The organism is Alicyclobacillus acidiphilus NBRC 100859, from assembly GCF_001544355.1.
Classification (GTDB): domain Bacteria; phylum Bacillota; class Bacilli; order Alicyclobacillales; family Alicyclobacillaceae; genus Alicyclobacillus; species Alicyclobacillus acidiphilus.
Window position 1 is genome coordinate 64,961 of sequence record NZ_BCQI01000003.1, and the last position, 19,976, is coordinate 84,936.

General features: G+C 55.6%; 17 protein-coding genes. 13 read left to right on the forward strand and 4 right to left on the reverse strand.

Annotation, left to right across the window (positions count from 1 at the left end; all coding sequences use genetic code 11):
* Positions 1-9: 9 nt before the first annotated feature.
* Positions 10-873 (forward strand): lipoate--protein ligase family protein, encoded by an 864-nt coding sequence (locus AAC01S_RS02125; RefSeq protein WP_245630030.1) that lies wholly within the window; start codon positions 10-12, stop codon positions 871-873.
* On the opposite strand, the gene AAC01S_RS02130 is transcribed toward AAC01S_RS02125, so the two are convergent.
* Both AAC01S_RS02130 and AAC01S_RS02135 read right to left on the reverse strand, forming a co-directional pair.
* Positions 806-2,212 (reverse strand): sensor histidine kinase, encoded by a 1,407-nt coding sequence (locus AAC01S_RS02130; protein ID WP_083511435.1) that lies wholly within the window; start codon positions 2,210-2,212, stop codon positions 806-808. The genes AAC01S_RS02125 and AAC01S_RS02130 overlap by 68 nt on opposite strands.
* A gap of 26 nt (positions 2,213-2,238) precedes the next feature.
* Positions 2,239-2,934 (reverse strand): response regulator transcription factor, encoded by a 696-nt coding sequence (locus AAC01S_RS02135; RefSeq protein ID WP_067618044.1) that lies wholly within the window; start codon positions 2,932-2,934, stop codon positions 2,239-2,241.
* A gap of 520 nt (positions 2,935-3,454) precedes the next feature.
* On the opposite strand from AAC01S_RS02135, the gene AAC01S_RS02140 reads away from it, so the two are divergent.
* The 5 genes from AAC01S_RS02140 (at position 3,455) to opp4C (ending at position 9,139) form a co-directional block, all read left to right on the forward strand.
* A complete protein-coding gene (locus AAC01S_RS02140; protein WP_067618046.1) occupies positions 3,455-4,435 on the forward strand; it encodes an ABC transporter ATP-binding protein in 981 nt (326 codons plus the stop codon).
* A 2-nt stretch (positions 4,436-4,437) separates the two neighbouring features.
* Complete coding sequence (locus AAC01S_RS02145; protein ID WP_067618048.1) at positions 4,438-5,406, forward strand: ABC transporter ATP-binding protein; 969 nt, start codon at positions 4,438-4,440, stop codon at positions 5,404-5,406.
* Between the two features lie 60 nt (positions 5,407-5,466).
* Positions 5,467-7,188: an ABC transporter substrate-binding protein gene (locus tag AAC01S_RS02150; protein WP_067618051.1), complete on the forward strand. Its 1,722-nt coding sequence runs from the start codon at positions 5,467-5,469 to the stop codon at positions 7,186-7,188.
* 68 nt (positions 7,189-7,256) lie between these two features.
* A complete protein-coding gene (locus tag AAC01S_RS02155) occupies positions 7,257-8,216 on the forward strand; it encodes an ABC transporter permease (protein WP_067618053.1) in 960 nt (319 codons plus the stop codon).
* A gap of 17 nt (positions 8,217-8,233) precedes the next feature.
* Entirely contained in the window at positions 8,234-9,139 is a 906-nt protein-coding gene (gene opp4C, locus AAC01S_RS02160; RefSeq protein ID WP_067618056.1) for an oligopeptide ABC transporter permease, read from the forward strand.
* Positions 9,140-9,190: 51 nt separating this feature from the next.
* Here the strand turns inward: opp4C and AAC01S_RS02165 are convergent, their stop codons facing one another.
* Positions 9,191-9,700, reverse strand: coding sequence for a DUF8453 domain-containing protein (locus tag AAC01S_RS02165; protein WP_067618058.1), 510 nt, complete (start codon positions 9,698-9,700; stop codon positions 9,191-9,193).
* A 127-nt stretch (positions 9,701-9,827) separates the two neighbouring features.
* Between AAC01S_RS02165 and AAC01S_RS02170 the strand changes: the two genes are divergently transcribed.
* The 6 genes from AAC01S_RS02170 to AAC01S_RS02195 all read left to right on the forward strand — a co-directional run bounded on the left by AAC01S_RS02170 (position 9,828) and on the right by AAC01S_RS02195 (position 18,481).
* Positions 9,828-11,408, forward strand: a complete 1,581-nt coding sequence (locus AAC01S_RS02170; protein WP_067618060.1) for a Na+/H+ antiporter NhaC family protein — start codon at positions 9,828-9,830, stop codon at positions 11,406-11,408.
* Positions 11,409-11,508: 100 nt separating this feature from the next.
* A complete protein-coding gene (locus tag AAC01S_RS02175; RefSeq protein WP_067618069.1) occupies positions 11,509-13,254 on the forward strand; it encodes an ABC transporter ATP-binding protein in 1,746 nt (581 codons plus the stop codon).
* Positions 13,251-15,038, forward strand: coding sequence for an ABC transporter ATP-binding protein (locus AAC01S_RS02180; RefSeq protein ID WP_067618074.1), 1,788 nt, complete (start codon positions 13,251-13,253; stop codon positions 15,036-15,038). The genes AAC01S_RS02175 and AAC01S_RS02180 overlap by 4 nt, the downstream gene beginning before the upstream one ends.
* A gap of 107 nt (positions 15,039-15,145) precedes the next feature.
* Positions 15,146-16,015, forward strand: a complete 870-nt coding sequence (locus tag AAC01S_RS02185) for a hypothetical protein (RefSeq protein WP_067618076.1) — start codon at positions 15,146-15,148, stop codon at positions 16,013-16,015.
* A gap of 13 nt (positions 16,016-16,028) precedes the next feature.
* Complete coding sequence (locus AAC01S_RS02190; RefSeq protein ID WP_067618078.1) at positions 16,029-17,501, forward strand: hypothetical protein; 1,473 nt, start codon at positions 16,029-16,031, stop codon at positions 17,499-17,501.
* A gap of 83 nt (positions 17,502-17,584) precedes the next feature.
* Positions 17,585-18,481, forward strand: coding sequence for a LysM peptidoglycan-binding domain-containing protein (locus AAC01S_RS02195; protein ID WP_067618084.1), 897 nt, complete (start codon positions 17,585-17,587; stop codon positions 18,479-18,481).
* A 30-nt stretch (positions 18,482-18,511) separates the two neighbouring features.
* Here the strand turns inward: AAC01S_RS02195 and AAC01S_RS02200 are convergent, their stop codons facing one another.
* The gene (locus tag AAC01S_RS02200; protein WP_067618086.1) at positions 18,512-19,144 is read right to left on the reverse strand and encodes an undecaprenyl-diphosphatase; all 633 of its coding nucleotides are present in this window, start codon (positions 19,142-19,144) and stop codon (positions 18,512-18,514) included.
* A gap of 213 nt (positions 19,145-19,357) precedes the next feature.
* Here AAC01S_RS02200 and AAC01S_RS02205 point away from each other — a divergent pair, with 213 nt between their 5' ends.
* Positions 19,358-19,957: a DedA family protein gene (locus AAC01S_RS02205; protein WP_157071009.1), complete on the forward strand. Its 600-nt coding sequence runs from the start codon at positions 19,358-19,360 to the stop codon at positions 19,955-19,957.
* Positions 19,958-19,976: the final 19 nt, after the last annotated feature.

Genomic DNA, 19,976 nt, shown 5'->3' on the forward strand with positions numbered 1-19,976 from the left:
GACAAATAGATGTGGTCAGACGAAGCACGGATGCTATCCGACGAAGTGTGGCAACGGATGCCGCGAGATATTGAGATTGATGTGGAAGAAAACAAGGAGTCCGCCGAAGCAAATATTGAACTGGACGACTGGATCGCGAAGGCCGTGGGGCGCGGAGAGCGCAGGCCGACCATTCGAGTGTGGCGACATGCGGACGTACAGGGGCTGGTCGTGAGTCGGCGAGACGTCGCTGGCGATGCTGGGCAGCGTGCGATGCAAGTGATGCGGGATCGTGGATGGTCCGTCTTCGTCCGACCGACGGGCGGGACAGCCGTTCCCCATGGCAGAGGCGTGTTGAATTTGTCGCTTCTGCTGCCGCGAACGCGAGAAAAGGCGACCACGGACGACTATTATCGGCTGCTCTGCGGCAGTCTCATCGCATGGCTGAGTTCCCTCGGCCTCAAGGCTGCGACCGGCGAGATGCCGGGAAGCTACTGTGATGGCAACTACAACGTGATCGTCGATGGCAAAAAGCTGGTCGGAACGGCCCAAGCGTGGCGCGGCGGGTTGGCTGGAACCGCGTCGCGCCACCCAGGGTACGTGCTTGCGCACGCGTGCGTGATGATCGATGTGGATCTCGCCGCCGCACTGTCGGCCATCAACACGTTTTACGTCGAAGTGGGCAATCCGTATCGAGTCGATCCGGCTACGTCGACGACGCTCGTCGAGCGATTGCGCGCTCACGGCATCGCGGAGGCGTTCACAGCGGAGCAGGCGCAAAGGTCGCTCGCCGACTTCCTTCATCGTTACTACGAGAGTTTGGGCATCACGGTTCACCGTCAGTCTCATCCGGAACTGACGGCTCGTGATGGCGAGCCGGATCGTCAGGAGTAACCGGATCGTCAGGGGTGCCCGGACTGTCGAGAGCCGGTACTGTGACGCTGCCATCGGAGGCGTCCCGCAGACGATTCTTCGCCGGCTGAGCAAAGGCCTTGCTGTTGATTGGCAGATCGACGCGAACTGTGGTCCCGTGGCCGATGCCTTCGCTCCAAATGCCGATTCGGCCGCCGTGCGCTTCGGCCACCCAGCGGGCAATCGACAAGCCCAGGCCAGTGCCTTTGCTCGATTGCTCGCGCGAGCGCGACGGATCGACCGTGAAAAATCGATCAAACACGCGGTTCAGATTCTCCTTGGCAATGCCAAGCCCGTTGTCTTTCACCGAGAGAATCACATGGTTGCGCGACTGATGGACGGAGATCGTGACTTCACCGCCTTCATTGGAGAACTTGACCGCATTGTCAATCAAGATGACGAGCAACTGGTGGAGTCTGTCGCGATCTCCGACAATCCGCACTGGCTGAGGCACGTCGACCTGAAGTCGAACGCCTTTCATCTCCGCGATCGTCTCATACAGCTCCTGGACGCGCAGCACGAGTTCGCGAAGATCGATGGGCTGCCAGTGCAGCGGCATGCGCTCGGAATCCGATCTCGCCAGTGTCAGCAGGTCTTGCACCAGCTTCGAGAGCCTGCGGGCTTCGCTGTGCGCGTTGTTGAGCCACTCGAGGTTGGCTTCGACGCTTTCGTCCGTATGCTCCATCACAATCCCAAGGTTGGATTGGATGACGGCGAGCGGCGTGCGCAGTTCGTGCGATGCGTCGGCGACGAATTCGAGCTGCCGAGTCCAGGCTCGCCGGATCGGCTGCAGCATCCGGTCCGACAGGATAAAGCCCACCAAGGCGGCTCCGAACACGCCAAATGCGCCCACCGTGACGATCACGACCCGCATCATCTGCAGGATGTGCACCGTCTGCGAATCGTCCATCACGGTAGCCACATACGGCTGTCCTTTGTGCGGCTGCTTCACGAGGGGAACGAACAAAATCCGGTAATGTTCGCCGCTTGCCGTGAAGTCCAAATAGGTTCCAGACGTGTCGATGTTCTGCAGTCTGTGTTCAATCTGACTCGCCAATTCGCTGTCTGGAATCGAGTCAAAGACGCCGCCGTAGGAGATGATGTAGCTGACTTGAGGAGAACCAGTCGTCCCGAAACTTGGAATGCCCGTCTCCAAAGCGGATGCCACCACGTTTAAGTACGCTTTGCGAAGCTGCGCGTCGACTCCGTGCATCACGTAGCTTCGGAGAACGGCAAACACGGCGAACGACGTGATGCTGTAGAGAATGACAAGCAGCACAACAGACAACAATGTGAGACGAATGCTCAGCCCTCTAAACAAAAAGAGACTTCCTCTCCATATGGCGCTTATCTGGAATCATGGGAACCTGCGTCGGGATCGAACAAATAACCGACGCCGCGCACGGTGGAGATGTACGACGGTTTGTCGGGCTCGTCAATTTTCTTCCGCAGAAAATGCACGTAGTTTTCGACCGCGTTTCCAATCACATCCGCATCAGGTCCCCAAACCCGATCAAGGATGATTTCCTTCGACAGCACTTTGCTCTGGTTTCTGAGGAATAGTTCCAACAATTGAAATTCCTTCGCGGTCAACGACAACACCTCGCCGCGCCGAGTGACGGTTCGCGTGGTAAAGTCGAGGCGGAACGGTCCAACCTCCATTGCGTCGGTACCGCTGAATTGCCCAGTGCGCCGCGAAAGTGCGCGTACCCGCGCCAGTAATTCCTTATTGTCGAACGGCTTCACCAAATAATCATCGGCACCCGCATCCAACCCGTTGACCCGATCTTCAACCGTATCCTTGGCTGTCAACAAAAGGACAGGCGTTTGCACATCGTGCTCGCGCATGCCACGCAAGATATCGACTCCACTCATGCCTGGGAGCATAATATCGAGTATGACCAAGTCGTAACTGTCCGTCAGCGCAAAGTCATATCCTTCTTCACCGTCGTGCGAGGCATCGACAACGTATTGATTTTCCTTTAGTAATTGCCGAAGTGCTGCCGCAAGGCGGCGTTCGTCTTCGACGAGCAATATACGCATAAGGGCTTGACCTCCAGAATTCGGGTTGGTATGCTCATGTCTTATCGTTATTGTCCATTTTACTATTGAAAGCGGCTTGAAAGAAGGCGGCTTACGCCGTTTTCGACATCAAGACGGCATCAGGACATTGAGAGGGGGAATCTCAGGAGCGAGCGTGGTGGATATGAAGGTCTCTGACAGACTGCATATTCATCCGTATCCGTGGATATGACAATCAGCTATTTCTTCACATCGCAGGTTGAAATCTGCAAATCATGTCATCTATTTTGACGCGTTAGAAATAAACTATAATTCAGAACATTTCCGGAAATAATTGCTCAATCCAGTCATTTCGCGGATTATTAAGAAAAACTCGCTACATCAGCCCATTTTGTGGTGTGTTTACAACGAATATAGCGGTGTTTATAATCTACCGTATATCGCAGGTACCGAAGCTTTTCTTACTCGTTTTAGTATATTGATATATCTTTCAAATACCGGGAAACATCCACTTCCCGACAGGTGTAAGGGGGGAGGATGAATGGCCGAACCATTGTTAGCCATTCGAGACCTACGGACTTATTTCATTAGTAAGAATACAGAAGTGCGTGCCGTGGACGGGATCGACATCGACGTGCAAAAGGGACAAATTCTTTGCGTCGTCGGTGAATCAGGTTCCGGGAAGAGCATGACTTCTTTGTCGATTATGCGATTGGTGCCGAAACCACGCGGAAAAATCGTATCTGGCGAAATCGTTCTCGATGGACAGGACCTGTTGAAGCTCACCGAGCAGCAGATGACGGGTGTTCGCGGCAACGACATTTCGATGATCTTCCAAGAGCCGATGACCGCGTTGAACCCAGTGTTGAGCATTGGTGATCAAATTACTGAAGTCATCCTCCGTCACCGCAAGATCACGAAGAAAGAAGCGCTTCACCGCGCCGTCGAAATGTTGAAATTTGTCGGCGTGCCGCGCGCGGAACAGATTGTGCGTGAATATCCCCACCAACTGTCAGGCGGTCTCCGCCAGCGCGTCATGATCGCGATGGCGATGGTTTGTGAACCGAAATTGCTGTTGGCGGACGAACCGACCACGGCGCTCGACGTGACCATTCAGGCGCAGGTGCTCGAATTGATGCGCAAGATGCGCGACGAGTTTGGCACATCCATCATTCTGATCACGCACGACCTCGGCGTCGTCGCCGAGATGGCCGATCACGTCGTCGTCATGTACGCGGGCCAGGTGGTCGAATCGGTTAACGCCGACGAGTTGTTCGAACAACCGCTTCATCCGTACACGAAAGCCCTGTTGCAATCGATTCCGTCGATTGACGCGGATCACGAAGTGTTGTACTCCATTCCCGGAACGGTGCCGGACGCTGCCTCTTTCCCTGCGGGATGCCGGTTCGCGGAACGCTGTCCGCTGGCGCAGCCGAGTTGCTTTGAGAAGGCTCAGGCCCTGCGCGAAGTGCGGCCAGGCCATTTGGTCCGTTGCGATCTCGTCGAAGAGGGAGGGGTGTAACGATGGCAGACACATTGCTCGAAGTTCGCAACTTAAAGAAGTACTTCCCAATCCGCGCAGGCGTCTTAAAGCGTACGGTTGGCCACGTCAAAGCGGTCAACGACGTCTCGTTCGACCTGAAGCCTGGCGAAACCCTCGGTATCGTTGGCGAGTCTGGTTGCGGCAAATCGACAACCGGACGGATGATCATGCGCGTCCTCGATCCGACGGAAGGAAGCATTGTTTTCGACGGAGAGGATATCACTAAACTAAGTGGTTCGAAGCTTCGCGCTATTCGTCGGAAGTTTCAAATGGTTTTCCAAGATCCATATGCGTCGTTGAATCCGCGTATGTCAATCGAAGATATCATCGGTGAGCCGCTTATCGTCAACAATTTGGCGAACCGCAAACAAGCCACGGAGCGAGTTGCCCAGTTGCTTGAGACAGTCGGTTTAAGGGCCGACGACCGAGCGCGCTACCCACATGAATTTTCCGGCGGCCAGCGTCAGCGTATCGGGATTGCCCGGGCGTTGGCGGTGAATCCGAAACTGATCGTGGCGGACGAAGCCGTTTCCGCACTCGACGTATCCATCCAATCGCAGATTCTGAACCTGATGGTCAACCTGCGAAAGGAATTCAACCTTTCATATATATTCATTTCGCACAACCTCGCCGTCGTTCGTCACATCAGCGATCGCGTCGGCGTGATGTATCTGGGCAATTTGGTCGAGTTGGCGCCGAAGGGTGAGTTTTACTCCAATCCGCTTCACCCGTACAGCGTGTCGCTGTTGTCTGCCGCGCTGGAACCGACTCGTAAGCAGAAGCGTCAGCGTATTATTCTGAAAGGCGATGTTCCCAGCCCGGCAAACCCGCCAAAGGGATGTCCTTTCCATACGCGTTGCCCGCGCGTCATGGATGAATGTCGAATTCACCGTCCAGTCATGAAGGATGTCGGCAACGGCCATCTCGTTGCTTGCCATCTTCACGCGTAAAGCCGCGTGTCTGGCGATGAAGATATAACACTTGTTTATCAACACATAGGGGGTTAAACGATGGCGAAGGTGAAAAAGACAGCAATGGCCACGCTTGCTGTGGCTGCTTCCGTCGCTGTGGTGATCGCGGGTTGTTCCACGAACACGACGAACAGCGCTAAGCCGGCCAACACCGCGAACACGAACACGGGGGCGGCTTCAACAAGTACGTCGCAGACGCTGGTGATTGCGCAGACGACGAAGTACGACGATCAGTTCATTCCAGACATGGACGCGAGCCTGTACACGGCGAACATCGTGGGCTATGCGTACGACCCGTTGCTTACCGTCGATAAGAATTTGAACTTCGTTCCAGACATTATTCAGAGCTATTCCTACTCGAAGGACAAGAAGACCGTCACCATGCACATCAACCCGAAGGCGAAGTGGTCGGACGGCCAGCCAGTTACATCGGACGACGTGCTCTTCACGATGAACTACTTGGGCTCGAAGACGTACGCGACCACTCTGCAAGGCCAGTATGGCTATCTGGTGTCGCCCCTCGTCGGCTCCAGCGAATTGGCTTCCGGCAAGGCGACGGACTTCTCGAAGGTTGGCGGCTTCACCAAGGTGAACAACACGACGTTCGAATTGCATTTCCAAACAGTCGATGCGGCGGCTCTGTATTCAGATATTGCCTCAATCCAGCCGATTCCGGAGCACGTCTTCTCGAAGATTCCGATGAAAGATTGGGTCACTGCGTCTGAAGACAAGATGCCGACGGTCACGGACGGCCCATACGAGTTCGTCCAGGTCAACGGCCAGGATTCCGTTGAAATGAAGGCGAATCCGAATTATTTCCGCGGAAAACCGAAGATCCAAAACGTCGTGTTCAAGACCGTTTCAGAATCCGCATTGCCTGGCCTGTTGGCTGATGGATCCGTGAATTTCGCAATGGAAGGCCTGCAGTTGGCCGATGTCGACAAGTTGAAGAAGATCCCGAACATCAAGGTAGTTACGCCGCCGGAAAACGGTTTTGACTACCTCGGTTTGAAGCTTTACAAGCCGGAGTTCAAGAACGTGAAGGTTCGTCAGGCGTTCGAATACGCGCTCAACCGCAAAGAGATGATTCAGGGCATTGAAAAAGGCTACGCTACGCCGATTGAGGGTCCATTGCCCCCGGTCAGTTGGGCATACACCTCGAAGGGTATGAACCCGTACAACTACAACGTGGCCAAGGCCAACCAGTTGTTGGATCAAGCTGGTTGGAAGAAGGGCGCAGACGGCATGCGCATCGACCCGTCCACAGGCAAGGAAGCCAACCTGACGCTGTCTTATTCCAGCGGCAGCACGGTTGACGCGCAGATTGCGGTTGCCGTGCAGCAGGCGTTCAAGGCGATTGGCGTCAAGGTTACCATCAACCCGCCGATGGACTTCAACACTTTGGCGACCAAGGTTGAGAACGACGACAAGAGCATCGAGATGTGGTTGATGGCATGGAGCCTTGGAACGGATCCGGATCCGCGCGGTCTCTGGGATTCCACCGACGCGATGAACTTCCCGCGTTGGAAGGATCCGAAGAACGACAAGTTGATTGCCGCTACGTTCGACGCTGCGTCGTTCAACAAGGCAAACCGCAAGGCGGCGTTCGCGAAGTGGGCTCAATATGTGAACCAGCAATTGCCGTACATCTTCCTGTGGGCTCCGGATACTCCTTACGCGTGGAGCAGCAATCTGCAGATTCCTGCGAAGGATATGTCGACGCTCGGACCTATCAATCCGCAGGATTGGTCGTACAGCTAATTCAGATATTGTGACTGAAACGGCAGACCGCGCGCATCTGCGCGCGGTTCGCCAGAGAGGGGTTAGGGATGCTTACTTACATCATACGGCGCTTGCTGGGCATGATTCCAATGCTGATCGCCATCAGTATCTTCACGTTCTTGATGATGCACCTAGCGCCTGGCAACGCGATTGACGCCATGATCAATCCGCGAATCAAAGACCTGGCCCAGGTTCAGAAGACATTGGAAGCGCAGAATGGCTTGAATCTACCACTTCCAGTCCAATATCTTCACTGGTTATGGAACGTCCTTCATGGCAATTTTGGCTTTAGTTTTTCGCAGCACCAGCCTGTCAGTTCATTGCTCGGACCCGCGATTGAGAATACGTTGATCCTTGCGATTCTTGCGGAGATTTTGATTCTCATCATAGGTATTCCCATTGGTATCATGCAGGCTCGTCGCCCTTATAGCAGATTGGATTATTCGACATCCATTGTCTCGTTTGTGTTCTTCTCGGTTCCGTACTTTATTTTCGCGATTTTCCTGATGTATGTGTTTGCAATTCACTGGCCGATTTTCCCGGCTCAAAACGCGGTAGGTACAGGTCCGAATTCGGGTAGCCTGATAGACCATATATATCACGCTCTGTTGCCGGCTATCTCCATTGCGCTCACGAGCAACACGGTGTACAGCCGCTATACGCGCGGTTCGATGCTCGACGTTTCACGGCAGGATTACGTGCGTACCGCCCGAGCGAAAGGTTTGCAGGAGGGACAGGTATTTCGGAAGCACGTGTTCCGCAACGCGATGGTCCCGATTGTCACGCAGTTTGGTTTCGATATCGGTGGGTTGATTGGCGGTGCCGTCATCCTGGAAGGATTGTTCACGTACCAAGGTATGGGGTTGCTGACCATCAACGCGGTGTCCCAACGCGATTACCCTGTCATTATGGCGACAACGTTGCTGATTGCCATCGGGGTGTTGATTGGCAACTTGGTCGCAGACATTATGTACGCCATAGTTGACCCGAGAGTTCAGTACAACTAAGAAAGGAGGTCTGCATGATGTCCGTAAATACACAGGCAGTGACCAATCGGTCCACGGCGGGCGCTCGTTTGAGCAAGAGCCCAACGCGCCTGGCTGTCGAGCGTTTCATGAAGAACAAGATGGCGATTGCCAGCGTTGTGGTATTGTTGATTATTGTCGTTCTGTGTTTCGGCGCACCGCTTTTTACGCACTGGAGCCCGACGATACAGGATCTGGCCAACACGGATTCACCGCCGTCGGCGCTTCACTGGCTGGGCACGGACGACAATGGCACGGACTATTGGGCCCGCGATTTGTACGGCGGCCGAGTGGACTTGATGATTGGCTTTTTCGATATGGTAATTGTCATGTTGATCTCCATCATCTTGGGTGGCCTCGCGGGTTACTACGGCGGATGGGTCGACTCGGTGATCATGCGGGTGGTTGACTTTATGTTCAATTTTCCGTTCCTGCTTCTCGTAATCGTGTTGCAGTCGATTTTGAACAACACATCCGTCCCGTTGCTGATTTTGATTATCGGCTTCACCGCTTGGCCGGCGCCGACCCGAATGATTCGCGGACTATTCATGACGCTTCGGGAGGCGGAGTATGTCACGGCAGCGCGCATCTCAGGCGCTGGCGCGTGGCGGATCATCCTGCGTCACATGCTCCCTGCCTCGCTGGGACCCATCGTCGTCAACAGCACTCTGTTGATGGCTGGCATGGTCGGAGCAGAGGCTGCCCTGACGTTGATTGGCTTCGGCGTGAAACCGCCGACGGCAAGCTGGGGCGCTGTCCTCAACTCGAGCATGGACTACTTCACGCTGTCGACGGAGCCATATGCGTGGGTGCCGCCAGCCTTGTTTATCACGCTGACGATTCTCTGTATCAACTTCATCGGCGACGGTTTGCGCGACGCGTTTGACCCATCGTTCGAGAAATAAGTTTTCGACAATCACAACACGGCGCGTTCCCGCTTTGGGAGCGCGCCTTTTCTATGTGTCGATCGCGACGAGCGGCGTGATCGTTGATGAGAAGAAGTGGTCGAGGACGACTTCGGTCGTGTACGGCCTATGCCGGATGCTTGTGTAGTGAATGCGGAGAACGGTGTTCCTCTGAACGCGCTCGCTTGCTTCTTCCTTTGACGTGTGAAACACACCAGCAATCTGCGCCAACGTCACGACTTTGTGTTCATTGGTGCCCACGTGGAGCGCGGTCACCTGTTGACCTCCAATCAGTGGCGGGCATTGCTGCCTCTGCTCCCGCGCGGAATCGGCAACCTCCATGCGAACATCCAGTGCTGGTCCGTTGCCGTAGTTTTTGACGGTAATCACCAACTGACCTCGTTCGTCCCACGAAATGTCGTCCACCGACAGGATCGGCAGAAAGGTCTCTTGTGCGGTTCGATGCATTTGATACCACGACGTAAACGCAATCGCCAAGGTCCCCAGTGAAGAGACGATGGTTGCGGTTTCGACGAGATCGAGGGATGTTTGGGACCACATGGTCATCCTCCTCTTCATCGTTATCGTCCACTTCTTGCCGCAGATTTATGAAGACCCCAGGTGAGAGAATGGAATATTCCAAGATGTGTACGCTAAGGGCGAACGTCTGTGGAAGGGGTATTCACGCATGTATGGTACCGTGGTCTCGCTGATTCCATTTATGATTGTCATCCCGATAGCATTATGGACCAAGCAAGTGATCCTTGGCCTCGGTGCAGGCCTCGTCTGTGGTTCATACATTCTCCACCCTTCGTTGCTCGGCGGGTTGACATCGCTGCTGCACTACATCGCTGCCGAGGCGGCTTCATCCGGGAACCTGAATCTGCTGCTGTTCCTATTCCTATTTGGCTCCTTTGTCGGCCTCATCCGCGTGTCTGGCGGCGTTGCCGGATTCTCGCAGTGGATGGAACGAAGGATCCATTCCGCCCGTGGAGCGTTCAGTCTGACGTGGGTGTCCAGTGTCGCCACGTTCATGGCGCCGGACTTTCGCATCATCACCATCGCGCCTGTCGTGCGCAACATCTTCAGCCGCCTTGGCGTTGCGCCGGAGCGGGTGGCGTTTGCCATCGACGTCACATCGACTCCGCTGTGCGCTGTGGTGCCGCTTGGCACCGCCTTCGTCGGATACATGGTCGGTCTGATGCACACCGCATCCGATCACGCTGGTCAAGTCAACGCACCCGCAGCGGCCTCGCCGTACCGCCTGTTTCTCGCCGCCATTCCGTTCAACTTTTTCGCGTGGGCCATGCTCATTGTCGGGTTTGTCCTGACTTTTGCGCGGCACGCCAAGGCCGCGACGGCAGCCAGCGGCCAGGCCAAGCCAACGGTGATTCGCCATGCGCGCGAGATCGAACATCAACCGTTTCGCCTGGCCCGGCACATCCGTGCTGCAGCCGCGATGGAGACCGGGACCATCGGCGTTGCGCCGCTGCCCCCTGGAGCGCGCCGCGAATGGAGTCGATCCGCTGACGGCAATGAGCAGCAAGCGCCGGACGTGATCGAATGGCTGTCCAACCAAAGCAAACCGCGAGCGCTGCACCTCGTGCTGCCCATTGCCCTGCTGCTCGCGTTGACGATGGGTCTGACGTACTGGTCAGGGTATCAGAACGGCGGCAGGACCGTGTTCCAGGCGCTCACTCAGGCGAACGCTTCGGCGGCGATGCTGCAGGCGGTCATCGTGACGGTTTTGTTCATGTTTGTGTTCTACTCCATTCGGCGCATCCCCATCAGCCGGACGATGGCTGGCTTTCTGCACGGGGGCAACGAGATGATGTCGGTCAACGTCCTCCTGGTGTTGATTTGGGGCGTTTCCGCGGTTTCGGCCGATCTCGGTTTCTCACAGTTCTGCCAGCGCGAAATTGCGCAGTATGTGCCGCACTCGCTGATCGTTCCGGCGTTGTTTGTCTTCGGGTGCGCGATCTCGTACGTGATCGGCTCTTCCTTCGGTACGTGGGCCATGCTGATGCCACTCGCCTTTTCACTTGCAGGCACTGGCACGGCGAATCTGGCGGTCATGGCGGGCGCCGTGTTTGCCAGTGGGACGTTTGGCGGCTTCGCGTCGCCCCTGAGCGACAACACCATCGCGATGTCGACGGTGATGAAACTGCCGGTGATGAAATATGCCGCGTACAAGACGAAAAGCGCCATCTTGACCGCAGGGGCGTGTGCGGTTCTCTACTGGGTCGCTGTGGCTTGCTTCAGATTGTGACACTGGGGTATGTTAGAATAGTGCGTCCGCCGAGGCGGAGACATGGGTTGACGAAAAGCAACCGTGACGGATTCCACATGCGCATGAGGAGGAATGCCCATTGAGCCCGCAGTCATTGTTGCGACAGTACCTTTTGGAACACAAATGGGGCTATCTTCTCTCGACTCTCGCAATCATCGCTTCCGAATTCATCAATGTTCAATTCCCCAACATTCTCGGCCGATTCACGGACGCCTTGTCGGCCCATCGGTTGACCTATCACAGTGTCGCCGTCTACGCCTTGTTGCTGCTCGCGGTCGGCGTGGTGTATGTATTCTTTTACGCCATCGGCCAATCGCAGAACGGGCGGGCCGCCCGCCGGTTCGAATACTTGCTGCGGCTGCGGCTGTTCGAACACTGGGAGTTGCTGTCCGCCGAGTATTTCCGGAGGCGAAGCATCGGAGATCTGCTCAACCATGCCATGAACGACGTTCAACAGGTCAGAGAGGCCCTGTCTGGCGGTTTCAACATTTTGACGAACGCCATCTTTCTCATGCTCGCGACGCTGATCATGACGTTTGCCACAGTAAGTTGGAAACTGACCTTGCTCAGCATGATCCCGCTCGTCTTCATCCCGTTTTTCATCGTCTGGATGGGTCCGCAGGTGAGGAACTCATCGCGGAAGGTCCAGGAGGCCTTGTCCAGCATGTCGGAACTGGCCGAGGAGAGCTTCACTTCGATTCGGCTGATCAAGGCGACTGCGAACGAAGACGTGGAGAGCGCCCGTTTCGAGCGGCGCGTAGATCAAATCGTCGGAGAACAGATCTCCTTGTTCCGCAAATCCGCGACATTTCAGAGTGTGATTCCAACCGCCAGCTCGTTGTCGTTCGCCATCGCCTTGCTGTATGGCGGGTGGATGGCGTTGACGAAGCAAATTCCACTGGGATCGTTCGTCGCGTTTACATTCTATCTTGGACAACTCGCCATCCCGCTGCAGCAGATTGGCATGGTCATCAACAACTTTCAACGTGCTTCCGCATCGCTCATCCGTTTGCAAGTGTTGCTCGACGAGAAGCCGGGGATTTCGGATCCGTCAGAGCCCGTGACAGTCGACGCCATTCACGGAGACATCCGGGTCGATCTCGACTCGTTCCAGTATGCCGATGGCACGGTGGCGGCCTTGCACGATGTTCATTTCCACTTGCGGCCCGGACAAACACTCGGGATCGTCGGCCGCACGGGCAGCGGCAAGACGACCTTGGTGAACCTTCTGCCAAGAATTTTCGATCCTCCGCCAGACTCTGTCTTTCTCGACGGCCACGATATCAGGTCGCTCCCGTTGAAGACGCTGCGCGAGAGCATTGCCTACGTGCCGCAGGACGGATTCCTGTTCTCGGCGACCGTTCGCGAGAATATCGCCTTCGGCGATGCGGACGCTTCGGAAGATGCGATTGAACGCGTGGCCAAGGCGGCTTCCATCTACGACGACATTATGGAGTTCCCAGACGGTTTCGACACCCTGATTGGGGAACGCGGCGTCGCTTTGTCCGGCGGCCAGCGCCAACGAACCGCCATTGCGCGGGCGTTTTTGAAACAGGCCCCCATCCTCGTGATGGACGACAGTTTGTCCGCGGTGGACATGGAGACGGAAAAGCGAATTCTGCAGGGGCTCGAGGACGTCCGGAAATCGCGTACGACGATTATCATCGCGCATCGCCTGTCGGCTGTTCGACACGCCGATTGGATTCTCGTGATGGACGACGGAACCGTCGTCGAGCAGGGTACACATCAGGATCTGCTGAATCAAAACGGCCTGTATGCCACGATTTACGCCATGCAGGAAAAAGGGGAGGCGAGCGCTTCGTGAGCACGAAGGAGAGCCCGGTCCGACCCAAGCCAGGCGTGTCCTCATTGGGTCGGCTGCTGCCGTTTGCGAGGCCTTATGTTTGGCAATTTATCGCAGTGATTGCACTGGTCATCGTGTTCAACACGTCGAGCGTCATGCAGCCCTATCTGGTCAAAGTCGCGATTGACAACGACATCTCCACCAACCATCCCAATATGCACGGGCTCGTCGTGATCGCGGCAATTTACGTCGGAGTGGTGGTGATTGGCGTTGCGGCGAACTATATGCAAATTATGGTCCTGCAACGCGCCGGCCAGAGCGTCATCCGCTCCATCCGGCTTGCGTTGTTTCGCCACATCGAACGGCAAGCGATGCGATTCTTTGACTCCAGGCCCATCGGCACCCTTGTCGCCAACGTCTCGAACGACACCGAGACGGTGAGTCAGTTCTTCACAAACTTTTTCCTGAGTTTGATACGCGATGGACTGTCGATTGTCATGATTGTATTCGCCATGTTCCGTTTGGACCCTAGGATTGCCTGCTACGCGATGATTTTGGTGCCCATCATCGCAGGTGTGTCCGCCGCCTTTCGCGGCCAGTTGCGAAGGCGCTATCAACGCACGAGAACGCTTTTGTCCAGCATGATCGCGTTTCTCGCGGAAAATCTTGCCGGCATGCGCCTCACGCAAATTTTTCACCAGGAAAAGCGTCAGCGTGCGGCGTTTGAACGATTGGACGCGCAGTACCGCGACGCCAACATCACGGAATATTTCACATCCATGTGGTTCAACAGGACGCTCGAACTGTTGGGCAATGTCGCGGTGAGCGCCGTGGTGTTCATCGGCGGCAACGCCGTGCTCCACGACGCCATCAAGTTTGGCACACTGTACGCGTTCATCCGCTACATTCAACAGTTCTTTCAACCCATTAACGCGATGACGCAACAGTGGAACACGTTGCAATCGGCGGTGGTGGCGGCGGATCGAATCGGCCAAATATTGCAGCACGAACCTGAAATTCAGGATAAGGCGGAGACAGCCAGGGTCGATCTCGACGCCATCCAGGGACGCGTCGAATTCGAACATGTCACATTTGGCTATAAACCGGACCAACCCGTCTTGCGTGATATCTCCTTCACGGTCGAGCCTGGTCAGTTTATCGGTGTCGTCGGCGCCACCGGCGCAGGAAAGAGTTCCGTCATGGGGCTGCTCACGCGCTTTTACGAGCCGCAGGAAGGGATTATCACGCTGGACAGGATACCCATTTGGGATTATTCACAGCGCGATTTGCACGCGCTGATTGGGATTGTGCAGCAGGATGTCAGTTTGTTCACGGGAACCGTCCGCGACAATATCCGGTTGTTTCGCGAAGAGATTCCTGACGAGGTCGTTCGCGAGGCTGCTCGGGTCGTCGGTGCGGACGGCGTGATTGAACGCCTCATTCATGGGTTTGACACGCAATTGTACGGGAAAGGATCGAATCTGTCGGCGGGGGAGAGACAGCTGATATCGTTCGCGAGGATCGTGGCCCTGAACCCGAAGGTGTTGATCCTGGACGAAGCCACGGCGAGTCTCGACAGCCATACGGAGGCCTTGGTTCAAAAGGGTTTGCAGGCGGTTACGGAGAATCGAACGACACTCGTGATTGCGCACCGCCTCTCGACGATCCGGCACGCGGATCAGATTCTCGTCTTTGATAAAGGGCGACTGGTCGAACGAGGCACTCACGCGGAGTTGGTAGCCCAAGGTGGATTGTACGCAAAGTTGGACGCCGAGAGCGGGATCGAGTCGCGGGTGATTTCCTGAATCCGTCCTTAGAGCAAAGGAGCGCCGCGGTGTGCTATGATGGGATGCGTGGCTCATTATGCATCGGTCTAACCTGGCCACTTTCCACGGTGCAGGAGGCGTTTCTATTGCAATTACCGAGGCCTTTATCGATTCGAGAAGTGTTTCAAGCCGGGCTCGTCGTGTTTCGCCACCGTTTCCGGACGCTCATTGGCGCGTCCTTGCTTGTGCTCGCACCGTATCTGCTGGCGAGCGCATATATCCGCATTCGCTTTCTGACATTTTCGGACAACGATGTGGAATCCACGCTCAAGCAGCTGGAACATGCGACGACCTTGTCGCAATACCTTCGCGCGATGCCTCCGGGCAGCGCGGCGTGGATCGCGCTGCTCGTTCTTTTGTACATATTCCTGGTGATTCCGCTTTTCTTTGGTATCGTCGTCCACGTGACCTCGCAACACGTCACGAAACGCAGTGACGTGACGTTGGCGGAAGCGGGCAACGTCTCGTTTCGCCGCCTGCTGCCGAGCGTCGTAACGATGGTCTTGGCATGCTTGCTCTTCGTTTTGGCAATGCTCCTATACTGGTTTGTCCTTGGTTTGATGGTGTCGCTGCTGTCGGCCGTCTTAGCGCCACTCGCCGATGTCGTCGGCGTCATCGGCAGCCTGGCGTTTCTCGTCGGCTTGCTCTGGTTTGCTGTACGAGCCGTCTATCTGCCCGCTATCGTGACGGAAGAAGGCTTGTCGTTCGTTCGTGCGGTCATCCGTTGTTGGCGGATGACGGCGGGCCAAACTGCACGCTTGGTGGGATTTTCAATCTTTTTGACGTTCTTCTTAAGTATTGCCCAAACGCTGTTGACCGTGATTGGCGACATCCTGTTCGCGACGGAGGGAGGGCAGTTGCTTGTAACGGTATTGGTTGGCCTTTTGATCACGCCGTTCGCGTATGTCTGTCTATCCGTCATGTATCTCGATTTGCGAACGAGGCGCACGGATTGAGGTGAAGTGTTCATTGCAGAAAATTGAACGAGTGTTCCGCGTCGAAGTGTTGATTCTTCTTGTCTGGTGCCTCTATTTCGCCGTACGCGCACTGGCGCCGCTCAGCGATCCCGATACGCCATGGCATCTTGCCACTGGAGAATATATCCTTGTCCATCACCAAATTCCCACGACGGATCCGTTTTCGTGGTCGATGCGCGGACAACCCTGGGTCACGCAGGAGTGGTTGTTCGAAGTCGTCTTGGCGTGGCTGGCCAACCACTTTGGCTTTTCCGGCATATGGGGTCTTACGGTCATCTTGCAAACGGTCACGGTCCTGGTCGTTTACCGCCTGTGCTCGTCGCTCTCCAGCGGACAGCGGGTCTTTTCTGCCCTCGCGGCAGTGATTGCGATCGCGGCCGGCATGGCTTTTTGGGTCGTCAGGCCGCAAATGGTTTCGTACATGATGTTCGCCATCTTCCTGCTCATTCTGCGCCGCGTTCGCGAAGGGCGCGTGTACTATCTCTTGTTCGTACCGCCGCTTGTCCTCATCTGGGCGAACGCGCACGCTTCCGTCTCGATTGGCATCCTGATGCTGTTGTTCGAAGTCGCGGTGTCTTTCGTGCCAACGATTGGGCGCTTGCAGGCCGTTCCACTGCCGAACCGGACGCGCGTCTGCCTGGTGCTCACGGCTGTTGTCTCGGTTGCCTTGGGCTTGCTCAATCCGAATCACGTCCACGAGTTTACATACGCCCTGCTCTCAAACAACAGTTTGATGACCAATTCCATCAACGAATGGCACTCTCCCAACTTCCATTCAGACTACTACAAATACGGCGTCATACCGTTTCTCGCAGGCGTTCTCCTAATCACCATTCTGCGTTATCGCCCCGTGCCCATCCAATACGTGCTGTATTTCGGCGGTTGTTTCGCGATCACGCTCGTGTACCAGCGCTTCATGCCGTATCTGGCCATTGCTGGGGCGCCACTTCTCGCCAGCATGACCTTCGACTGGCTTCGTGTCTTGCTGCGCCCATCACGACCGTTTCGCTACGTCTGCGCCATCCTCATGCTGGGGGCCGTCGTCGATTTCGCCACGAAGGTTCCACAAGTGCAAGGTTCCGTGGAATCGCATATGAACGCGGGCGCGTATCCGGTGAACGCGGTAAATTACTTGATTGAACATCAAGTTCCTGGGCCGCTGCTCAACGCGTACGATTTCGGAGGCTATTTGATTTACCGAGGTGTGCCGACGTTCGTGGATGGACGAACCGACATCTTCCTTCAAAGCAGCGTCTTCCAGGATTACATGGATCTGCAAAACTTGGCTTGGGACGCACCGTATCTGTTGACCAAGTACAACTTTCAGTCGGCCATCCTGCCACCGGGGTACGCCCTCAGCGTGTATCTGTTGAACAATCCGGACTGGACGGTCGTATACCAAGGAACGCAGGCGGACGTCTTCGTGAAGAAACACACCGCGTCCACCTCGTCCGCGCCCTTGTGAATGTTGCGGGATTCCGCATTCGCAATAGGCTTCTCCCTAGCATAGGCTACAACGACCTATCTCACAGGGAGGCTTTAGAGACCATGCGAATTCATCGCGTTCGCCAAGGTGAGTCGCTATCGCAGATAGCGGCCACGTATGGCGTGTCAGTTCGGGATTTGATCAGGTATAACGAGTTGCCCTCGCGCAGCGAGATCGTGCCTGGCCTCGCGTTGCTTGTGCCGAAGGGCGATCCGTTGGCGGTTCAGGCGTACACCATTCAGACCGGGGACACCGTTGAATCCATCTCCCAAAAATTCGGCATTTCTCCTGCAGTATTCAGCAATTGGACGGGTTACTCGACCACCGCGGCCACGCTTCCGGTGGGCTCACGCGTATACCTGCCCGTTCGCCGCACGAGTCTGAAGACCATTGAGGTAAACGGCTATCTCCTGCCATCGGGCACGGACAGCGACAGGGAAATTTTGCAGGACGTATCGCAAATGACCTATTTCTGTTCATTCAGCTATCAGGTGAGAGCCGATGGGAGTCTCGTGGCCCCGAGAGACGACATCGCCCTGGCTGCGGCGAAGCAGGCGCGGATCCAACCACTGATGACGATGACCAACTTTGACGGCAACAACTTCAACACCACCCTCGCGCATACGATTTTGGCCAACGATTCGCTTCGGCGCCGCGTGATCGACAACGTGCTCTCGACGTGTACCGCGAAAGGATTTGGCGGCGTCAACGTCGACTTCGAACACATGCAGCCTTCGGATCGCCCGCTGTACAACGCGTTTATCGCCCAACTGCGCGACGCGCTGCACGCGCGGAATTTGACCGTTTCCATCGCGATGGGCCCGAAAACAGGAGACAATCCGAATCAGTCGTGGATGGGCGCGTTCGATTACAGGACGTTGGGAGAAGAAGTGGACTTCCTGATGCTGATGACTTACGAGTGGGGGTGGGTCGGAGGACCTCCTCCAACCCGCGTTTGACTACAACTTGCGTGGACTGCTCGCGGACGTTCACATCACGCGTAGACGTGAATGCCGCGCACCTTGTTGGATTGGACCGAATCGGAACAGTTTCGCGGCAAGCGTCGTCAAGGGAAGAACCAGCTTCGAGAATTTCCATGTTATTTTCGAAGCGATCACGCCAATCACCATGCCCGCAATCACATCGGTTGGGTAGTGGACGCCAACGTACACTCTTGCAAACATGACGATCACAGCGACGACTGTAAATGTCCAGCTTATCCACTTTACGTTGTATCCCCATGAACCCGCCGCAAAACCGAAGCTGCCCGCTGTGTGATCACTCGGGAACGACCCATCGTGGCTGTGCGGAATCAACTGTGTGAACGTACCTTTCTGGAACACTGTGAACGGTCTGGGACGAAACCAGATGTGTCCGATGACGACGTTGATCATGAGTGCGACGATACCGGACAGCCCTGCCATGACGAGTGCGTGTCGATGTTCAAGGTCTCGCTTTGGCAGTGCAAACCATGCCATCACAAACAGGACGGCATAGATTTCAAGGGCGTCTTTGGCGAAAAAGATCATGACGTGGTCAAACAGCGAATGATGTCCAGCCATACCGTTGATGAGATGATACACCGTCGTGTCAAAAGGATTGAGGAAAGCTCCGCGAATCATGCATATATCCCCGCTTTCTGTCTGATAACACCCTTATAGACAGTCGATGGTGTGAAAAAGTTCATCTGAAATTTTGTAATGGAGAAATGCAATCCTACGAAAACGAACGTAAAGCTTGCGGTTGGGTGAACTTTTTGACTGGACCCATCGTCCATATAGACAGCAACGAGTACTAGCCACGACTATCCGCGCGTTTCACGAGGAGGAGCTCCATTGCACGTAAATATACACATGATGCTGCAGCATTACGGGTACTTCGGCGTGTTTTTTATTTTGATGATCGAGATGATTGGTATACCATTCCCAGCCGAAACGACACTCACGATATCCGGCTTCGAGTGGGCGAGTGGGGCGTTTCGATTGGTTCCACTCTTGTTCAGTGCGGCCCTCGGGAACATGGTGGGTTCCACGATCGCGTTTTTCATCGGACGAACACTGGGCCGCCCCGTCGTTGTCCAGTTTGGAAAATACGTTGGAATTACGGAGGCGCGTTTGGACAAGGCGAACCTGTTGTTCCATAAGTACCAGAGTTGGATCGTCGTGATCGGAAAGTTTATCGCCGGCGTACGCGTGTTGATTCCGTATCTCGCCGGAATCAACAGAATGAACTTTGCCTTGTTTTCCATCTGGAACGCTGTCAGCGCCTTTGTCTGGGCAGGGGTGTTTATCGTTCTGGGCCGCTACATCGGTGTCGAATGGTCAAAGTACCATCAAACGCTGCACCAGTACTTGGTGCCGGGCATTTTTGTGCTTGTCATTGCGATGGGTGTCGCGATCGCGCTGAAAGCAAGAGGCAAAAAGGGGGCTCATTAGTTCGCCCCCTGGGCATCCG